Genomic DNA, 19833 nt, shown 5'->3' on the forward strand with positions numbered 1-19833 from the left:
TCGTAAATGATTGTTATTACGGATTTTGAGAAAGATCCGGGTTATTATTCAAAGCGTTAAACGGAATCGGGAGTGCATAAAGCGAACTGTTTGCAGGCAGGGTATAAACAGTAGATACGCCGTCTGCACCGGTGAAGTTATGCGTCACCGGAATGGCCCATCTTCTGATATCTTGCCATCTGGAGCCATTCTCTAAAGCCATCTCCCTTCTGCGTTCAAGCTGATAAAAATTTAAAAGAGCCTGTCCGTCCATAATTGATACCGGGATATATGCTGTATTTCTGGTATCATAGCGATTACTTCTTAAGTAGTTAAGGTCAGAGAGGGCCTTCGTACGATCTGCATCATTCCCTGTTTGGATAAATCGCCTGATTAAGGCTTCTGCTCTGTTGAGGTATACCTCCGACACCCGAAACCCAGTACTTCCACCAACCGAATTCGCAGAAGATTTTGCCGATGCATACGGCACAGAACCATTCTTTGTAAAATACATCTGATAGCGTAAATCTCCATAGTTTGAACTGTTCGGTCCTTGTTCATAAAGTGAAGTTAAAGCCGGCGAGGCACTAAATGGCGGTAAAGCTCCTGTAGTTAAAGATGCAAAATAGGTCACATCTAATCTGGAGTTCCCTCCGTGTACCCATAAAACTTCTACGTTCCCGGGATCGAAAATACCCGTGCCTGAAATCACATTAGTGCCTGTAAAAAATGAAGTAAGTGATGTTAGCGTGCTCTTTTCTGCCAACACCAGCTCTGCATAACGAATTACTTTATCCAAATCTTCACTCCTACCTTTCAACAGATAGAATCTTGATAAAAATGCGTTTGCTGCCGGAGCTCCTATCCGGTATGGTGTGGTTACTACAGCATTAGCCTTCAAAAGATCAGCAGCTTCCAGCAGATCCTTTTCAATCTGGTCATAAGTTTGTTTTAATGTCGGCCGAGAAAGTCCACCATCCCTGATTTGACTGCTTAAAATCAGCGGAACGCCTAACGCTGTTTCCGGATTGACACCGTTACCACTAAACGGTAAACTGTATGTGGTAACCAATTTAAAGAGGTAATAAGATCTTAAAAATAAGCATTGTCCTTTAATAAAATTCTTTGCTTGCTCCATTCCCGAAACATTAGCCAGCTGATCGAGTACAACATTACATCCTTTAATTTTACTATAACAGATCTCATAAAAATTCGCCCCGGTTGGTATTATACTGCCGGCATCAAACATTGTCGGATTAAATGTGAACATGGCTGTACCATTGTTAAAAGGCGTAACATAATTGGAAACAGGTACTCCATTAACATTCGCAAGCCCGTTACTTTGTACATCATCGGTTAACAAATCCAGATTATCAATTCTCGAGAGATAGGGATAGGCATCGCTATACATTAACGCTGTAAGATCATCAGTTGTACTGGGACGCATCTCGTCCTGACTATATTCTGTTAAAAATTTTTTGCATGAACCTAATACTGAACTCAACAATATCAGGGAATATATCATAAGCTTTTTCATATGTATGTTATAAACTTAAGTTCAAATTAAAGGTAAATGTTCTGGTTCTTGGTTGCTGTCCGGTAGCCACTTCTGCATCAAGGCCATTAAAATCCTTACTATTAATGGCAAAAACATTAGATACACCCGCACCGATATTAATGTTCTTGGTTTTCAATCTTTGGACGATAGAAGCGGGGAGCGTATAACTCAAATTGATATTATTGCAACGTAATGCAGTGGCACTTACCACGCGGGCGGTACTATAATTGTACATTTCAAATGGCGTTGGCGAAACCCCGCCAGAACTACTTGTTCTTCCCGGTAAAGTCACTGAAGGAACTGAACTATCGGGTAATCGCGGTACGCTACCATTTGGATTAGATATAGACCAGCGGTCTAACAACTGACGTGATAAGTTCTGATATTCTGTGGGAAGGTTATTCACGAGCGTGTACAGCGGAGACAGGAATTTCTTGCCACCAACCTGCAGATAAAAACTCGAACTTATTGTTAACATCTTATAACGAAAGTTCATACCCAAACCAGATATAAAGTCAGGGTCTAGCTTACCTACATACTCCATGTAAGATGTTGGATCTTTAGGGTCAGCATTTGGGTTCACAGAAAGGTCAAAAGTCGGATACCCGTTCGTCGGATCTATTCCTGTATTTTTGAAAGCATAAAGTGCAGATACTGGTCTACCAAGCGCAGTTAACGACCCGGTAACTGCCGTTCTCCAGCTAACAAGCTGAGGACTCACTTTTACAACACTGTTTATATTCTTTGAAGTATTCAGTGTAACATTCCAACTAAAATTTTTAGTGCGTACCGGAACAAAGCTAGCTGCAACTTCATAACCTTTATTGTTGATGGCCCCACCATTAACAAGCGTATTGGTAACCCCATATTCTAAAGGCACGCTCAAACTGGTAATCAATTCGCGGCCACGTTTATTGTAATACTCAAATGATCCGGATACCTTATTGTTAAAAATACTAAAATTAAGGCCTAAATTCATGCTTGAATTTTGCTCCCATCTCAGATCTCCATATGGTAAAGAGCTGATGGTCAATAAACTTTCGCCCGTATAGGTATCGGTGCCGCTGGATGTTGCACCTGTAGGTGTTTTAATAATCAGATCGGGACTTACATTAGCTGCAATGTTTCTTTGATAGCCAAAGGTACCGCTAACGCTCAGGTCAGATAGCCAATATGATTTTTTAAACCATTTTTCATTGGCAACGTTCCATTTCAAACCTCCAGCCCAAACCGGATTAAATTTTTCACCTGTAAATTGTCCGAATCGGTTTGAGCGATCATTCCTTATGCTGGCATTTACTACGTAACGGCTATCAAATGTATAGCTTGAGGTCAGGTAAAGTCCCATGGTATTCACCAGTCGGTCCGTCACTCTCGGAGAAAATTTGGTCGGAAAATCGCTGATCGTAGTGATTGTACCTACTGAAAAACTAGTTGGCAAAGTTGCGAATGACTTCCCCCGGTCTCTCAGGTACCCTAAAGTGGTGTTAGTGTAGCCAAGATATTTTGTACTGCTTAGCTCATGGCCGAACATAAAGTTAACTACATGTTTCTGGTTAAATACCTTACTATAGGACAAACTATTTCTCCAATTCCATACATTACTGGTTCCCTGGTCAATATTATATTCGCCCCCAACCGGCAATTTACTTTGCTTATAACCCGCATCTGTAGGTTTAAAAGCGCCATAGTTATAATTTCTATATGCGCGGGCCACATATTCTGATTGCTCCGTTGCATAAGATTCGCCTACTGTAGAACTTGAACTGTAGCTAAACAGTGATTGGAAATTTAAACCATTGATAATCTTATAATTGGCATTAATAAATGTATTAACGGTCAATACCTTATTGCTATTACCTGTCTGACTGCTTTCATTGAGAATATTATAAGCGAATCCAGAAGCATTCGGATAATAGACAAGGCTTCCGTCTGGATTGGTGGCCCTTATCGCCCGGTTTGTACCTTTAGCATAGCCATATGGATCTACCTGGTAAAAAGCGTTGACCTGGTTCCTTGAAGCCGAAAGGCTGGCATCAATTGTTATTTTACTGGAAAGCTGAGCATTAACAGAAATTTTTCCGGTTATCCCCTTAGCATCATTTCCTCTGGCCGTGCCGGATGAGTTGTTATATCCAAAAGAGGAATAATAGCGTGTATTGGGACTGCCTCCTGAAATACTGACGTTATGCCCATGGCTAAATGGTACGCGATAAAGTAAATCGAACCAATCAGTATTAACCGTTTCCAGATCATTCACTCTCGCGTTAAATTCATCTGCAGATATTGATTTCTTAAATAAGTAATCATTCAAAGCACCCGCATAGCCCACTGTACTATTAACGTAGGTTGCAGTAAGGCCATTGGTAAAGATTTCCCTGGATACGGCTACCCGTTCTTTAGAATTCATCAGATTCAATTTGTCTGCAGTCACTTTTTCGGTTGTACTGAAATTTGTTGAATAGCTGATTACGGGCGGACCAACCCGGCCTTTTTTAGTCGTAATCACAATTACGCCATTTCCGGCCCTTATACCGTATATTGCTGTGGCAGAGGCATCTTTTAATACTGTAACATTTTCAATATCCATTGGATTTAACCAACGGATTGAATTACCTACAAAGTTTCTGATATAATCTATATTATCAGAATTTATTTCACCATTAACATTCAGACTTTGCGCCTTAAATGGCAGTGGCTCTTCCTGAATCACCCCATCAACCACCCATATTGGCTCCTGCGAACCGGATAAGGTAGAAGTTCCACGCACACGTACCGTCTGTTTGGTCCCGGTAAGGCCACTGGTATTGGTTACTACCAAACCTGCAATTTTGCCCTGTAGCGCCTGCTCAATGGTATTTACACCGTTTAAATATAAATCTTTAGCGTTTATTGTTGCTGTAGAGCCTACCACGTCAGATTTTTTCAGCGTCTGGTAACCTGTCACCACCATTTCTTCCATTTCTTTAGCAGCCATGGAAAGCGTTACGTCTACCACAGATCGGTTGTTTACAGCTACCTGTTTACTTTCCATACCAATAAATGAGAAGGTCAAAGTGGCTGGTTCCTGACTGATTACATCAATCCTATACCTACCTTCCTTATCCGTAGCGGTTTTTACATTTAGTTCTTTTGATAATACGGTTACGCCAGGAAGCGATCGATTATCGGTATCTGTTACCCTACCTGTAACTAAGCGGTATTTACCGGCTGGTATGGATGCTGGCGCCCCCATTTGTTGAATGGGTTTGGATTTAACCACAATCGTTTTATTCTTAACAGAATAACTTAACGGCTGATCTCTAAAACACGCAGCCAATGTACTCTCCAACGATGCGTTTTTTACATTTATGGTTACCGGCGTGCTTTCGCCAATATGGCTGGAAGTGTATACGAAATCGTACCCTGTCTGTTTTCTGATCTCTTTAAAAACATCTACAATTTTTGCATTACTTTTTGATAGGGTAACCGTTTGTGCTTTACTGCTACCTAACTGAAAGGCGAAAATGGCAAACAAAAGTATGGCTACCTTTGCTATAAAGCCCATATTTTGCCCAGAACGATTTGCGCAAGGCTTATCGTCCATTGAAATGGATTTTTTCATACATTTGAATTGAATACCAGATGCGGGCGCATTGGTACCCTGGTTAGTTTGGTTGTTTGGTTTAGTTGAAAATCATTCTTCATTTACCGCTCCAGATTTACTGCCGGGGGTGCTTCATCTCACCTCCGGTCCTTTTTAGAACGTGTTTGTGTAAAATTTATGGCATTACGGTTACCCTCCTTCCTTCAATTTTGAAATGTACTCCACCGGTTTCTTCAAGCGATGAAAGCACATCATGCAAGGGTTTATTTCTGGAGAAGGCCCCACCGAAACTTTCTTTGGTAACCGGCCCGCTGTAAACTACTTCTACATTATACCACCTGGCAATATCCTGCATAATCCGTTCTATCCCCTCATTGGTAAACTGAAAATTTCCGTTCTTCCAGGCAATGGCCTCTTCTACATCAACTTTATTTACATTGATAAGTCCATTAACAACTGTTGCCTGCTCGCCGGGAACTAACTTTCTGGTATTATTCCCATCAGCAACCCTTACGCTGCCCTCAAGTAATGTTGTTTTAAGTGCTGGTTCACTGTTGTAAGCCCTTACATTAAAATGGGTACCCAGTACCTCGATAGATTTATTGTTAACAGTAATGATAAATGGCTTCCGTTGTTTAACACCATGCACAGATGTGTTTACTTTTGCTACCTCAAAGTAAGCCTCGCCCTGTAGTTTCAAACGTCGCTCCGGGTTTGATGAAAAGTTTGCAGCCAGTAAAATACTACTTGATGCATTAAGCCAAACCTTTGTACCATCTGGCAGTTCTACCTGGTAAGTACCTCCATTTGGTGTTTTAATCTCCAACTCTTTCGTTACAGCACTCGTTTTATCTAATGCAATTCCACTACCATCTATATATTCCAGATTAGCGGAATCGATTTTTAAGCCTAACTTATTGTTACTTAACTGCAAAATCTTTCCGTTCGATAGTTTCAGAGTAGCCGTATTCGTTCCAGGTAAAATTTCGGATTTGTTTTTTTCGGTTGAAGTGAGCAAGCTAATCCACCCTGATTGGTAAGCGAAAAAGCCAAAAGCGAACACCAGTATGGCTGCCGCACTTGTAAACCAGATGGGAAAAAGTTTAGAGCGTATAGGTTTAACTTTTTCATCTTCAAGCTCAAAGCTTATTTTGGAATAAAGATTTTTTTGTAGCTCATCAAAACCGGTGTAGTTGGTTTCACGAAGATCGAGTTCTTCATCATTAAAAGAGGTATACCATTGCTCGTAAAAGGCTTTTTCTTCTGGCGTAGCAATTCCTTTTTGCCATTTATATGCAATTTCTCGTATGGAGTAGGTTTTATCGTGTTGATCCAATTGTTTGTTGATTTAACATATAGTCACATCAACAAGGCCTAACCCTATATCATATTTAAAATAAATTTTAGCGTGTGTTTAAATTTTAAATAAAATTATTCTGCATGTCAATCTGAGCATAATCGAAGACTATTTAAACGCACTAATAAATGCAATCGACTACGCTACCATAAACAGAATCCATTAGCACGGTCGTCATTCCTTAAGAAGCAATAGTTTTGGGAACAAATGTTGATTTTTCCGCTCTTTGCCGCGGGGGCATGGTAGTTTTTCACAGTTTATGCTGTTTTTTATTGGTGTTCAAGAATGCTGCGCATTTTGGAGCGCCAAAGTACCCAAAGCGCTTTGTCAATCCAGCAATGTGGCTTCTCACCGCCCACGCTCATCAAAAAAACAGTGGCACTTCGTTTTGTGTTCAATTTATATTAAATTTTGAATTCAATTGCTAATGAACACAAAACCACTGCATTTCAGGTTTGGCAATGCTATTTGGGCATTGCCAAACCCGTTTTTTTGATCCTCCCGCCACTTGGGATTGACAGCATCCTTCGGTAAAGACTATGGTTTATTAAAGTAAGCTAGCATGCTGCCCAAACCATTCTTAAAAAAGATGTGTCCACACGATAGGCGCAGGCGGGAACCATGCTTGCTCAGCGAAGCTAATCCTAAAGCGCTTGCATTAGCCAAAAAAATCTGTCTTTTATATTGATTTTTATGAAATAAATTATTTCTACCATTTACAGATTCCAAAAAAAAGGTCGTCATTGCGAGGAGGAACGACGAAGCAATCTATCATGCTAGTGATCCTTGCTATAAAGATTGCTTCGTCGGCTAAAAAAGCCTTCTCGCAATGACGATCCCTCGGGGAGATTTATTTCCATTAAATCCTACTGTCTTTTATATTGATTTATAAAATAACTTATGCCTACCATTGACAGGACACCAATAGAACGGTCGTCATCTCGACTGTAGCGCAGCGAAATGGAGAGATCTATTTAGTTAGATTTCTCGACTGCGTTGCACTCCGCTCGAAATGACGCTAACTTGAGGGATTTTTACGCGTAGATTAATACTGTCATTTATATTGATTTTTATGAAATAAATTATTCCTCAGGGTAACACCAAAAGGCCATTTAACATTTGTTGTAAAAATTTAACAGACTCTTATTTTGACAGCAGATACAAAATTAATGGCAATCCCGCGCCTAATTTATCCTTCAAAATTTTAAGCGCCCTGGTGATGTGGGCTTCAACTGTTTTTTCCGATACATTTAACTCTTCAGCTATTGCTGAATTTGATTTATAGTCTTCCCTGCTCATTTTAAAAATTAAACGGCATTTAAGCGGGAGCTCATTGATATGTTTATCTAATTCCTGCCTCAATTCACGTTCTGAAAACCATAACTCGGTACTGTCTATACCCAGTTCTGCAATGTCCTCCAGCGAATTTCCTATCTCTGCATAAAAATATCCCCTGCTTTGCTTATTAATTACCTGGTATTTGGTTGCTGCACTTAAATAAGTACGCAGGCTATACCTGATCTGCAGATTGGAACGCCGTTTCCAAAGACTTAAAAATACTTCCTGTACAACTTCTTCGGCCTCTGCCTGGTTAGCCAGACGATGGTAGGCTACAGCAAATACTTTATCCCAAAACCTACGGTATATCTCTGTAAAAGCCCCTTGATCGCCATGTTGTATATGGGAAATTAGCTGGGCATCCGAAAAAGATTCATAGCTATTCATGGCCTTTGGGAAAGTTTAAGCAAATTAACTTATAAAACACCAAAAACCAGCATATGCAGGTATTATTTCGGTAAAAGTATATTTATTAGCAACAGCGGACCGTGTTTACAGTAAAAATGTAATGTTTACAAGTACGAAATAGAACTCATTTGTACTTTCTCCGGAACTGGCGACTTGAAAAGCGGATGAATAAACAGCAGTACCAGTAAAAAGTGTACTGCCAATATTCTAGTCATATTTTTTCATTGATTTCTTTAAAATGTATGTTAAAAACATGCGCCGATTAGCGCATGCTTTTACTGGATTTAACGTTAATGTTAATAATATCTCGTTCATGCCCAGAAGCTGACAGAGCATTTGCACTACCAGGGCATGAACAATTATGGATCAAATTATATTAAAAAATAGCCCCATTTATTTTAAACACATAGGCAAGGGAGCCAGGTGCTTGTTCAGGAAGCTTAATTTTTAAGCCCGCTCCTGTCTGTTCAAATTCAATTGACCCGGGATAACCTAGTAAACTTACCTTCTGTATTTTATTGGCTTTGTTTGATGCCAGACTTTCAATAAGAGCTGTTCTATCTGAAGGCCAGCCCAACATCGCGGCAAATAAATCTTTGCCTTTAGTGGTAAAGCGGAAATCTTTGTGCCCAAACGTTACGCCACCTTCATTAAATCCTTGTGCACTAATCGGTTTAGCTGATGCAATGGCCGGACCTTCACCAAACGAAGTCCAAGGGCGGGTACTGTAAATGCATTCACTATTTTGCTGCATCCAATCGGTTATGCCTTCCACTACTGCCCGTTCTTTTTCATCTATGGTACCATTGCCCCTTACCGGGATATTCAACATCAGGTTACCATTTTTGCTCACCACATCCAGTAGCATATGAATAACCGTTTTGGCATCTTTGTAACGGTTTTGGTCATAAATGGAGCGGTCATAATGCCAGGCACCAATACAGGTATCGGTTTGGAAAGGTTCTGCAGAAATACCATTGGTTTGTCCGCGCTCAATGTCCCACACCATACATTTACGCTGCTGCTCGTTTAATACCTTACCGAACAACACGGCTTCCAGTTTGCCATATTTCTTGATACTTTGATTGTACATGTGCGCAGCAATCCGTAACCCAGCATCGCTAATCGGATATAATGGTAATACTGTATCATCAAAATAAACCACATCCGCTTCATATTTATCTAACAGCTCAATGGTACGTTTATAAAATTTTTCGCAATAAGCTTTGGAAGGTACCGAAGCGCAATTTCCCCAGGCCCATTGACTATGAATCATCCCATTATCTTCACTGTTTTTACTAAGCGCGTGATTTTGATCATAAAGTTCCTGCGGGTCGAATCCTCCCCACCACTTTCCTTTGCCGTCTGCCTTGGTCACTTTTCCATCATAAGGAATGCCCGCCATTGGCCCATGTTTATCCGCACGTTGTGCGGTTTCCATCCAGCTCCAGGCATGCGCTGCGTGCACACTTACACCAAAACGGAGATCATTATTTTTAGCTGCCTTTGCCCAACCTGCAATGATATCCTTCTTAGGACCGATCTTTGTTGAATTCCATTTTTGATGCGTGCTGTTAAACATATCAAAATTGTCGTGGTGGTTGGCCATAGCCATAAAATATTTGGCACCTGCTTTTTTATACAAACCAACCAGTTCTTCTGGATCCCATTGATCTGCTTTCCAATCATTAATCACATCTTTAAAGCCAAATTTAGAGGGGTGACCGTATTTTTTTACATGATAATTGTATTTGGCGCTCCCTTCCATGTACATTTCGCGGGCATACCAATCGCCAAATTCTGGCTGACACTGCGGACCCCAATGCGCCCACATACCAAATTTGGCATCGCGAAACCATTCAGGTGTTTTATATTGAGATAGAGAATCCCAGGTAGGCTTAAACAGACCGGCTGCATAAGGTGCATTAAGGAGTTGACCAGCATAACTTTTAGATAGGTATAGCGATGATAAACTCAAAGCTATGCCTTTAATTAAGGTTCTTCTTTTCATGTTGTGTTGATTTTTTGCATAACCTTATTCAGCAAGAATAAGATTCTGCTAATCGGCTTGATCTATTTGGTTAAAACTAAGGCATCGTCAGATACCTACATATCAACCAAAATTAATTGACTTTCTATTAAAAAAATTAAATAAATAAGACTTTTTTTTGTACAAATCCGACATTTTCATTTTTTAAATATCATTTCAAACACAAGATGATTTCAAAAATCCTTGCAAATTTCACCAAGCAAACCCTTTAAAATACAGCTTCATCTTTTACAGTTTACGAGCAAGTTCTGATCCTATAAATTTGATAATCTTAAACTTGCGACTAAACACACCTAACAGACGCAAAGGTATATGATAAATATATCCTGCTTTTATAAAGCTTTAAACTATAAATTATACCTTAGAGCCAAATCCGTAAAAGTGAAGTATATTTTTACAGTATAAATCTGTATAGTTGTTCGATGAATTTAAAGCTATAACCTAATCGGAAAAATTTAAAAAAATACACTTATAAAAGCGCTTTAGGCTTGCCCTGCATAATACTTTAATGTTATAGTCAAACATTTTTGGAATAAACAAGGTTAGTTTGATAGATGAATATTAAATCAAATAACGGGATATTTAGAACGGTTACCTCAATTATCCTTTATACAGCCGGACTTATTATTTTACTCTGGTTTCTGCTAAAAATCTTAAGCATAGTGCTCCTGGGTATTTTTGCTATCGTTTTAGGACTAATCATCAATGCTCCGGTAAGTCGCCTTGAGAAAAAAGGAATGAAGCGCTGGCTGGCCTGCCTGATTGTATTTTTTATCATTTTTGGAATTACGGCGCTCCTTATCTGGATGGTGGTTCCACATATGAGTAACCAGCTGGATGTGCTCATTGGTAACCTGCCTAAGTATTATGCCAGCATATCGGGCTATCTTGATTCGTTGTTGCGAAAATTTCCTGAATTGAGGAAGGAAATGAGTGAGGGAGGTTCGTCGATTTCGTCTGCAATTCCTTCCATAGGCAATACAGTTATGGGGATTGGAAACTTTTCATTTTCAATCCTGGGCGGCATTTTCGTATTCATCGTATTTATTTGTATGGTCGTATTTTTCGTAGGAAACCCAAAACCCATTATCGAGCTTTACCTCACCGTATTTCCCGTAAAACAAAGGGGAAAAGCAGAAAATGCAATGAAACATACTTCGGTTATGCTCGTAGGCTGGATGAAATCCAATCTCATTGGTGGCGCTATAGAGGCGGTACTTGTATATGGTTTTCTTACCCTGATGAATGTTCCGGGTGCATTGGTATGGGCAGCATTAGCCTTCTTTTCAGAACTTATCCCAAAAATAGGATTCTACATTATGGCCATCCCCCCAACTTTAGTTGCACTCTCTGTTAGCCCTGCAACTGCGCTTTGGTGCCTCGTATTCTTTTTGTTGCTGAACGAGCTGATTTCTGATTTTTTAATGCCAAAACTTCGTTCCTCGACGATGAATATCCACCCCATGTCGTCACTGTTTCTTTTGTTGGCCATGGGAACGGCATTTGGATTGACCGGAGCGCTACTTTCAACACCGCTTGCGGCAATTATTAAAGCCTATTACGAAGAATTTTATTTGCGCCAGTTTCCTGAAGATCCACAATTGGAACAACGGACGAACGAAATTATTTATTGATTTTCTATGAAGTCATGTATAATTAATATTTAACCAAAAAATTATTTGATCATATCAGCATCAAAGCCCTTCCATGATTTTAAATAATCTGTAAAGTAATTGCTGATCAGGCCACTATAGTAATCGCCGCTTACTTCATGAGCGATACCTGGCAGAATCATTAAGTCAAATCTTTTATTGTTTTTAATCAGGGCATTGGCTAAGCGTATGGTATTTGCAGGATGTACATTGTTGTCCATGTCGCCAGTTACCAATAAAAGTCGCCCTTTTAAATTTTTAGCCAATTCTATGTTTGTTGGTGCACTGCTACTAAATGAAGCATGCAATTTGCCCAGTGAATCTACAGTAGTGGGTTTAGTTTGCTCAACACCCTGGTACGTTTCTGTCCAGAATTTCCCGTAAATGTTATTATCGTGGTTACCAGATGACGACACCCCGACTTTGAAAAAATCCGGATAGGTCATCATTGCCGCGGCGGTCATAAAACCTCCGCCGGAATGCCCATAAATACCCACCCGGTCTAAGTCCATATAAGTGTAAATTTCAGCCAGTTGTTCTACTACATACTTACAATCCGCTAGTGCATAGTCACGTAAATTGCCGTGTCCAAACGTATAGAAATCCCGGCCGCGAAGCGGCGATGATCCCCTATAACCAAATTGCAGTACAATAAAACCCAGATCGGCAAGTTTCGCATTGTTGCTCGGCGTAATATCAAAGCCTTGTGGTATACCATCAACCTGAGGTCCCGGATACACATTACAAATTACCGGATATTTCTGATGAGGATCAAAATCAGCCGGTGTATAGATGATTCCATATAAATCTGTGATATGATCAGCCGCCTTAACTTTTTGGAGTATAGGTGCGTTTAAACCATAGTCTTTTAAAGTACGATGATCCAACATCGGAATGAATGCCCGCGCTTTCCCATTCATATCTTTTATTTCACATTTGGGTAAAAGATCGACAGCCGAATATTGGTCAATGATAAATTTTTTGTCCAGGGACAACGTAATGGAATGATCCCCCTGACCTGGCGTTAATTCAACAAACCCAGAGCCGTCCAGGTTAACTTTATAAAATTTTTTATGATACGGGTTACTGGCCGATTTGTAGCCAAAGCCTTCGAGAATGAGGTAACGCGCCCTGGCATCTAGATGAACAATATTGCCAGCAACGAAATCACCTTTGGTAATGGCGTTCTTCAACTTACCTGTATGGTCATACAAATAGTAAGCTCCTTTACCTGTGCGTTCAGACCACCATATAACCTCCTTACCTTCGTTAATCACCGTGTAGGTCTGCAATTGGTCGTTTAGAATCGGTTTTCCAACTTCAGTAATCAATACGGTAGTCTTGAAGGTATAAGGATCTACCCGACATAGTTGGATCGTATCTACCGTGCGGCTCTCTCTTGTGAAATAGATTCCCCCTGATTGTTGGTTTTGATTCATTTTTACTTCCTGGTCCGGAAAACGATCAATATTTATTTGTCGCATTTTCGCACTGTCTGCGTTTAATAGCCACAACTCATATTGGGTAACATTTTCGTCACCAGGCAATTCGTATTTATAATCTACACGAAGGGGGGCATACAGTGCCAGGCTATTGATCAAGCTCAGGTCTCTCACTTTACGTTGATCCGAACGTAGCGCAAAGCCAATATGCGTATCGCCTAACCATTCGCCCAGCCATGCGCCGTGCTGCCCTCTCATTTGATTAGAGACGGTTTTCCGTGCGAATGAATAATTGGGATTTCCGTCGCGAGTCAATTGAACCACGGAATCCTTTCCCAAGGCCCCTGATTTTTTTAAGAAAAGATTATGGTTGTCTGCATAAATACCATATGTGCGATCCTTTGTATATAATGTCCAGATATCGTTACGGGCTACTCGACTGATAGATTGAGGGGTACTGGCAGGGTGACTTGCAATAGGTTCGGTGAAAATTCCTTTCTTCAAATCGTACTGCAATGTTGTTCCCTGTACACTGCATAATAAGATGTAAGGGTTCGTTTTCGAAACACCTTGAATACTGAAATCTACTTTCATGGGGTGCACTGACTGTGAAAGGTAGGCAGCGCTAAGTTCCACCAATTCGTTTCCATCAAACAACCGGATATTTTTGCTATGATCAGGATCGGCTAAATAAAATGTTTTTAATCCAGAGGAAGCGGTAGTTTGATAAAGTACAAAGTTGCTGTTAAAGATCCATGAAGGATAAATGAGTGCGGTAGCAATTACCTTACGTACTGAGTCTCTTTGTAAGTTGGTCCAAACCTTTTTATCTTTGGTAAATGAGGTGGGTTGTTGTTGAGCTTGCGTAATAGAACAAACCACAGCTAAAATTGACGCCAGACCGATTCTGCTGGCGGATAATGATATCATATGTATAAGATTTTTTAGCTACTAAAATTCACGTATTCTCATAGCTACCGATTAAAGTGCAAGTATAAGAAAATAGTGATGCATTCTTACAGTCAGCTATGCTTTCCAAAGTGTCCAAAATTCCTAAAAAATTTGCGCGAAGCCTTACAAATTTCCGAATGGATACATCATCCATGATAATTACCTGGAGGGCAGGCAGGTATTGGCAACAAAGCTGTTAACCGATCTCAAATCAATCTGTTTTTTCTAATACAGCGCAAAATACTTAGCAGCTGAACATGTATTCAGGATAAAAGATGTAGACTATTACATCATAAAAAATATTCAACAGTTTGAAAGAAAAAACATCTCAGTGCTGTAAGTTTTAGTTAACCCTTTTTAAATGGATATACTTCAAATCACATTCAGCAATCTTCACATACCGGTTCATTGCATTCCCTGTGTTTTGAATAACAACTTCACCATCACTTAACAAACCCTGAACAACGGTCGGCAGGTTATCATTTCCAGAAAAACTTTCTCCATCTTCATCCTTTGTCACATCGCCGCTGTCTTCATCCCATTCAATGCCATGGAAATTGATATAAACTAATTTTTCATCTAAGCTTCTACCGAAGGTTACTTTGCCATTTAGATTTCTTGCAGCACTTTTAAAATGGTAGTGATACTCGCCCCTGCTTTTGGAGATGGTGATGCTCAAAGCGCATTTGTCCTCTTCATCTACCCGATAATTGCCGATAAGCTTACTGGGCAACGGTGGGATAGTTCTATTTGTTGGTATTAATTGTATGGAATATACTTTTTTTGAGGATAAACTTTCCCATTTACCATTGAAACTGCCTTGATTGAACTTACCAGTAATTTTTGCTTTTTTTACATTCTGGTAATCCAGCTCATAAATAGTAGCGTTACCATTAATTACGTTTCCTGCAAGCTTAATTTCTATACCTACGTTTTCATAGTAGTAAAAACCACTAAGCTTCCCATTGTTATTTTTTAAGCTAAATACAACCCCGGTTTTACTTCCTAATTTCCCTGTAAAGTTGCTGTTAAAATTTTGTAGAATAGTTGCTGATACGCTATTTGCAAAAAGAAGAAAACCTAAAAACAGGATAACAGAGAAATGATTTTTCATATTTAATTCCCTTCTTCAAATTTCACCCAATCTTTAAGAAAATAGATAGCTGTAGATTTAATATCAGTATCCTTAACCAAATGTGCTTCTACAAAAGCGCCAGCTTTCCTAACATATTTAATTTTGGTATCCTGCATAGCTCCTGAGTAATAATAAGCACCAAACGGACACTTATAGGGGTTATTTTCAACGTCTGAAGTGAAAACCGAGAATAAAATCATCTTTCTGGAGTTGGTATCTGGTTTTTGGTAACCAAAAATTCGATAATCTGCCCTAATATTTTCATAAACGGTCAGTGAGCTATCACTAAGGTTGATCATTGCCTTTTGAAAAAATGCCTCACTCATTTGTGTGTCTTTGTCATTTCTTATGGTATCTTTTTTTACTGTTTTTTTAACAGGGGTACTATCTGGTTTAACCGCAGCTACGCCATCCGTTACAGTTTTTATAGTATCTGTTGTTGTATTCGCCATTTCCGTAGTTGGCGTATGCCGGCAACCCAAAAATGTAACTATCACTAACGCAGCTATGATATTTTTCATTCTTTTTAAGCTATTATTTTATCCAGGTACCCGTTCGGCTGTATATTTTGCCTAATGCGCCATATTTATCCCTTTTTCTTATAATCCTTAACTTTCACCGACTTCCCATTCTCAATTTTGTATTCTTCATAATGAATATATGGATCGTTTTCATAAACACGTTCTGCCTTTTCTAAGCATAAATTTCCGTTTTGCCAACGATAGTACATCGTTCCTTCATTTCCCCTACCATCAGCATCATATTTATAAATTAGTTTTTTTGCTGCATCAAAAAATACAACGCCCAAATCATTTAAGTTTTTGTTTTTTATAAAGCCTTTACGCTTTACATCATACACGAAATATACGTAACCATAATCGTTTTTTATCCTATCGGGATAATAAATGGGTACTTTTATATCCAGATAACCGTCGAAATTTACATCTTCCAATTCCAAGTCATCTTTAACTAAATCATGTACATCAAAATCATGAAGGATCCACCTGGAACTTTTATTTACATTAATTTTTAAGGAGCGCAAAGTGAAATAATCCGCCGTATTTTCGGGCATGTTATCATCGGGTTGATTCTTCGACATAATAAAATCGAAGCCTAGCGGATTAAAAGCCTGCAAATGTTCGCGACACTGCAATTTCACGCCCAGCATATTTTCTGTATTCCGTATTGTTTTGCCCCAACTACCCGATAACGACGTTTGCGCTGCATAAGCCATTCTGAAATAACCCGTAGTTTCAATTTTTTTTGATTTAGCGTTATATGCACTTTCTTTGAGCAGCATTTGGCCGTTTCTTAAAGTTCCCTCTAAATAGAGTTTGCTATTGTAACCACTTTTGATATAATAATACTCACCAGAAATACTGTCGTTATAGCTGTTTAAACTCAGTTTCATTTCTATTGGGAATTTTCCAATGTTACCTGTAAAGTTTAAATTGGCAGTTACCTTTGCTTTCTGTGCATAGGCCTGACCAAAAATCGCTGAAAGTAATATTAAAAGTATTGTTTTTACCATTTATCTTCTTGTTCTTATTATGTACCTCTATTTATTTAGAGCGCTGCAGTTATTGTACTTCACAAATAAAAGTATAAAATAATATGATATCGGACATCAGCTCTGGAAAGACAATTTTGAATAATTGTGGCCAAATGACTGAATTACATGGTGAATCTACAAACCTGCCATGACGTATATTTCAATAAAAAAGCTTCCCATTTTCATGAGAAGCTTTATAGTCCCCGCTGGCACTTTTAACCATTAACTGTAAGCATAAAGCGAATTTTTAGGACCTAATTATACCTTCTTGAGGTATTTGATTAAAGCGATGCGCTTGTAAGCGGTCGTATTCTTTCACATAATCCGGGTGTTCCGTGCCCATCACCCTATCCCAGATCCTGAAATACAAGCCATAATTCCCCTTAAATTTACTGTGATGCAGGTTATGATGGACCGAACTATTCAGGATTTCGAAGGCCCAGGTTGAGCGGAATCCTTTAGGCATAATTTCATAGCCCAGATGCCCATACACATTAATGATGAAGCCAGTTACAGTAAATAGTAATATCGTTAAGGGATGCATGGGTAGCAGCATCACGATTAGCACCAATACAAGTCCTTCGGTGATGGCTTCCAATATGTGAAAGCTATAAGATGTCCATGGTGAAGGATTGGTGCTCTTATGATGGACCAAATGGGCGAGTTTAAATAATTTTTTGTGATGTAGTAACCGGTGCATCCAATAAAAATAAGTGTCGTGTATAATCAGGCTCAATAGCAGCATCACACCCACATACCATATCGGGAAATCATTAATATGTGTGTAAATTCGGGTATACTGGCGTAGCGGTGTAAAAATCAAGCCAGCTGCGATGATTGAAAATACCAGTGTACTCTGCATGGAATGCCATACCTCACGGACAAAGTCTTTTTTTGTGGCCAGTTTTTGCTGAATTTTAAATTTACCCAGCTTATCGGGAATGAGCAGGTAAAACAGCGCAAAAGGAATTCCGGCGAGTATAAAATACCGGATAGCTGAAATACTAAAAATACTGATAGTGGCTTCTATTATCTTTTCCATATCTTTTATTATTGATACTCCAAAAGTATAAGACACCTGGATTTTGCGACGTTAACAAAAGATAATTTCAAGACTTAACAAAGGATAATTTATTTTACTGTTTACTTTTTGTATACATCCTTTTGCGAATCCGGCTTAATGACACCGGCGTAATGCCAAGCATGGATGCGATGTATTTATCCGGCACGCGATTTACCAGATCGAAACGCTCTGACAGGAGTTCCCGATAACGCTCTTCCGGCGATTGTGTAACAAAGGATTCCAGCATTTTTAAAGATTCCGCCAGCATTTTCATCAAAAAAAAGTTACGGAGCGGTTCATATTCCGGATGCGTTTTCAGAATCTCTTCAAGAACACCATAATCAATCTGCAGCAATTTCACAGGTTCCAATGCACGGTAAATAAACCTTGAGGGCTGGCGATTAATAATGGTATCATGCGACGCAATAAACTGGCCCTCCCAGCGAAGAAGAAGTGTAGCCTCATCTCCATTTTCCTTAATGGTGTATGCGCGGATGACGCCGCTTTCAATAAAAGCCAGTCGACGGCTGCTTTCGCCTTCGCGGATGTAGGCTTCATTGGTTTCCAGCGATACCGGAGTGGTCATTGCAAATAACGGTTCAGTATCTGCAGGTAATACACCCGCTAAATCGAACAATAATTTTTGTAAGGTATCAATTGTACTCATGTTAAATAGAAAAATGGAATTGAGCAATTACTAAATTACAAATATCCGTCAAGCCTGCAAAAAGTATCATCAACAGCAGGTATTACCGGTATTCATTCGCATAGATTCAAAAAATTTTGGATATACATTTCGGGAGACGTTTAAAGAATGTATGAGATAATGTCGGCTTAAGTACTACATAACCTTAAAACGTTTTATTTTTACCAGTAAAATAATTCCAGGCTGCTTTATTGATATCGGCAATTATTTTTTCATTTGTTGCTGCATTTTCTGTTGATTCCGTAACGAATACACTTATAAAATAATGTGATCCATCAGGAAGAAATACGATCCCGATATCGTTTACTGCAGCAGTTATACCCTGTTTATTTGTGCCTGATGAGCCTGTTTTATGCGCAACAATGGTTTTCGTTGGAAGCTGCCCTCTCAATCGGCCTTCCCCTGTTTTGGTTTCCCGCATTACTTTCCAAAGAAAATGGTAACTTTTCTTTGAAAGCAGATTGTTTCCATCCCTATAAAATAGCTCCAGAATTTTATTAGCTGCTTTAGGTGTGGTCCAGTTTTTAAACTGTGAATTCCAGTTGCTTTGTTGTTCTTCTTCATTTATTTTTATGGATACATCCTGGATGCCAATGCGATTGCAATACTTTTCAACAAATCCTGGACCTCCAATCATCCTAAGTAAGATGTCACAGCCTATATTATCACTTTGCGAAACGGTATATGCTAAAATTTCGGATAATGGCAGGGTTACACCGTTTGGATATCGATCGCGGATAGGACTATATAAACCTGGTAATAGATCTTTCTTGGTAATTTTAATTTTTTGAGTCAAACTCAATTTCCCTTGATCAACCTGAGATAGTACCGCCAATGCAATATGGAATTTGAATACACTTTGTAAAGGGAAATGCTGGTCTCCGTTTATGAATAAAGTATCCTTTATACCTGGCCCTTTAATGGCAAGCCCTACTTTGGCATGCTTTGAAGCGATGATTTCCTGTATCCTGGTATTAAGGACGTTGGTTTGCGCAAAAACCTGATAGCAGGTGGTAAATAGCAGAAAAATGCTAAGCTTAAAGGAATGCTTCATTT

13 protein-coding genes are annotated in these 19833 nt (G+C 39.3%); 1 reads left to right on the forward strand and 12 read right to left on the reverse strand.

Features of this window, described 5'->3' with window-relative positions:
* Positions 1-16 precede the first annotated feature (16 nt).
* From OQX63_RS21095 to OQX63_RS21115, 5 genes are all read right to left on the reverse strand, one after another.
* Entirely contained in the window at positions 17-1516 is a 1500-nt protein-coding gene (locus tag OQX63_RS21095) for a RagB/SusD family nutrient uptake outer membrane protein (RefSeq protein WP_265852782.1), read from the reverse strand.
* A 7-nt stretch (positions 1517-1523) separates the two neighbouring features.
* On the reverse strand, positions 1524-5141 hold the full coding sequence (locus tag OQX63_RS21100) for a SusC/RagA family TonB-linked outer membrane protein (protein ID WP_265852783.1): 3618 nt from the start codon (positions 5139-5141) through the stop codon (positions 1524-1526).
* A gap of 157 nt (positions 5142-5298) precedes the next feature.
* Positions 5299-6459, reverse strand: coding sequence for a FecR family protein (locus tag OQX63_RS21105; protein ID WP_265852784.1), 1161 nt, complete (start codon positions 6457-6459; stop codon positions 5299-5301).
* 1164 nt (positions 6460-7623) lie between these two features.
* Positions 7624-8205 carry an RNA polymerase sigma factor gene (locus OQX63_RS21110; RefSeq protein ID WP_265852785.1) on the reverse strand — a complete coding sequence of 194 codons (582 nt, stop codon included), beginning with the start codon at positions 8203-8205 and terminating at the stop codon, positions 7624-7626.
* A 397-nt stretch (positions 8206-8602) separates the two neighbouring features.
* Entirely contained in the window at positions 8603-10237 is a 1635-nt protein-coding gene (locus tag OQX63_RS21115) for an alpha-L-fucosidase (RefSeq protein WP_265852786.1), read from the reverse strand.
* Positions 10238-10830: 593 nt separating this feature from the next.
* Here OQX63_RS21115 and OQX63_RS21120 point away from each other — a divergent pair.
* Complete coding sequence (locus OQX63_RS21120; protein WP_265852787.1) at positions 10831-11910, forward strand: AI-2E family transporter; 1080 nt, start codon at positions 10831-10833, stop codon at positions 11908-11910.
* 41 nt (positions 11911-11951) lie between these two features.
* On the opposite strand, the gene OQX63_RS21125 is transcribed toward OQX63_RS21120, so the two are convergent.
* The 7 genes from OQX63_RS21125 to bla form a co-directional block, all read right to left on the reverse strand.
* Positions 11952-14300, reverse strand: a complete 2349-nt coding sequence (locus tag OQX63_RS21125) for a S9 family peptidase (RefSeq protein ID WP_265852788.1) — start codon at positions 14298-14300, stop codon at positions 11952-11954.
* 364 nt (positions 14301-14664) lie between these two features.
* Positions 14665-15435, reverse strand: coding sequence for a hypothetical protein (locus tag OQX63_RS21130; RefSeq protein ID WP_265852789.1), 771 nt, complete (start codon positions 15433-15435; stop codon positions 14665-14667).
* A 2-nt stretch (positions 15436-15437) separates the two neighbouring features.
* Positions 15438-15977 carry a hypothetical protein gene (locus tag OQX63_RS21135; protein ID WP_265852790.1) on the reverse strand — a complete coding sequence of 180 codons (540 nt, stop codon included), beginning with the start codon at positions 15975-15977 and terminating at the stop codon, positions 15438-15440.
* 65 nt (positions 15978-16042) lie between these two features.
* Entirely contained in the window at positions 16043-16987 is a 945-nt protein-coding gene (locus OQX63_RS21140) for an XAC2610-related protein (RefSeq protein WP_265852791.1), read from the reverse strand.
* Positions 16988-17255: 268 nt separating this feature from the next.
* Positions 17256-18050 carry a sterol desaturase family protein gene (locus tag OQX63_RS21145; RefSeq protein ID WP_265852792.1) on the reverse strand — a complete coding sequence of 265 codons (795 nt, stop codon included), beginning with the start codon at positions 18048-18050 and terminating at the stop codon, positions 17256-17258.
* A 94-nt stretch (positions 18051-18144) separates the two neighbouring features.
* On the reverse strand, positions 18145-18738 hold the full coding sequence (locus OQX63_RS21150; protein ID WP_265852793.1) for a Crp/Fnr family transcriptional regulator: 594 nt from the start codon (positions 18736-18738) through the stop codon (positions 18145-18147).
* A gap of 184 nt (positions 18739-18922) precedes the next feature.
* Positions 18923-19831, reverse strand: coding sequence for a class A beta-lactamase, subclass A2 (bla, locus tag OQX63_RS21155; protein WP_265852794.1), 909 nt, complete (start codon positions 19829-19831; stop codon positions 18923-18925).
* Positions 19832-19833 lie beyond the last annotated feature (2 nt).

Source organism: Pedobacter sp. PF22-3 (assembly GCF_026239555.1).
In the GTDB taxonomy this organism is placed as follows: domain Bacteria; phylum Bacteroidota; class Bacteroidia; order Sphingobacteriales; family Sphingobacteriaceae; genus Pedobacter.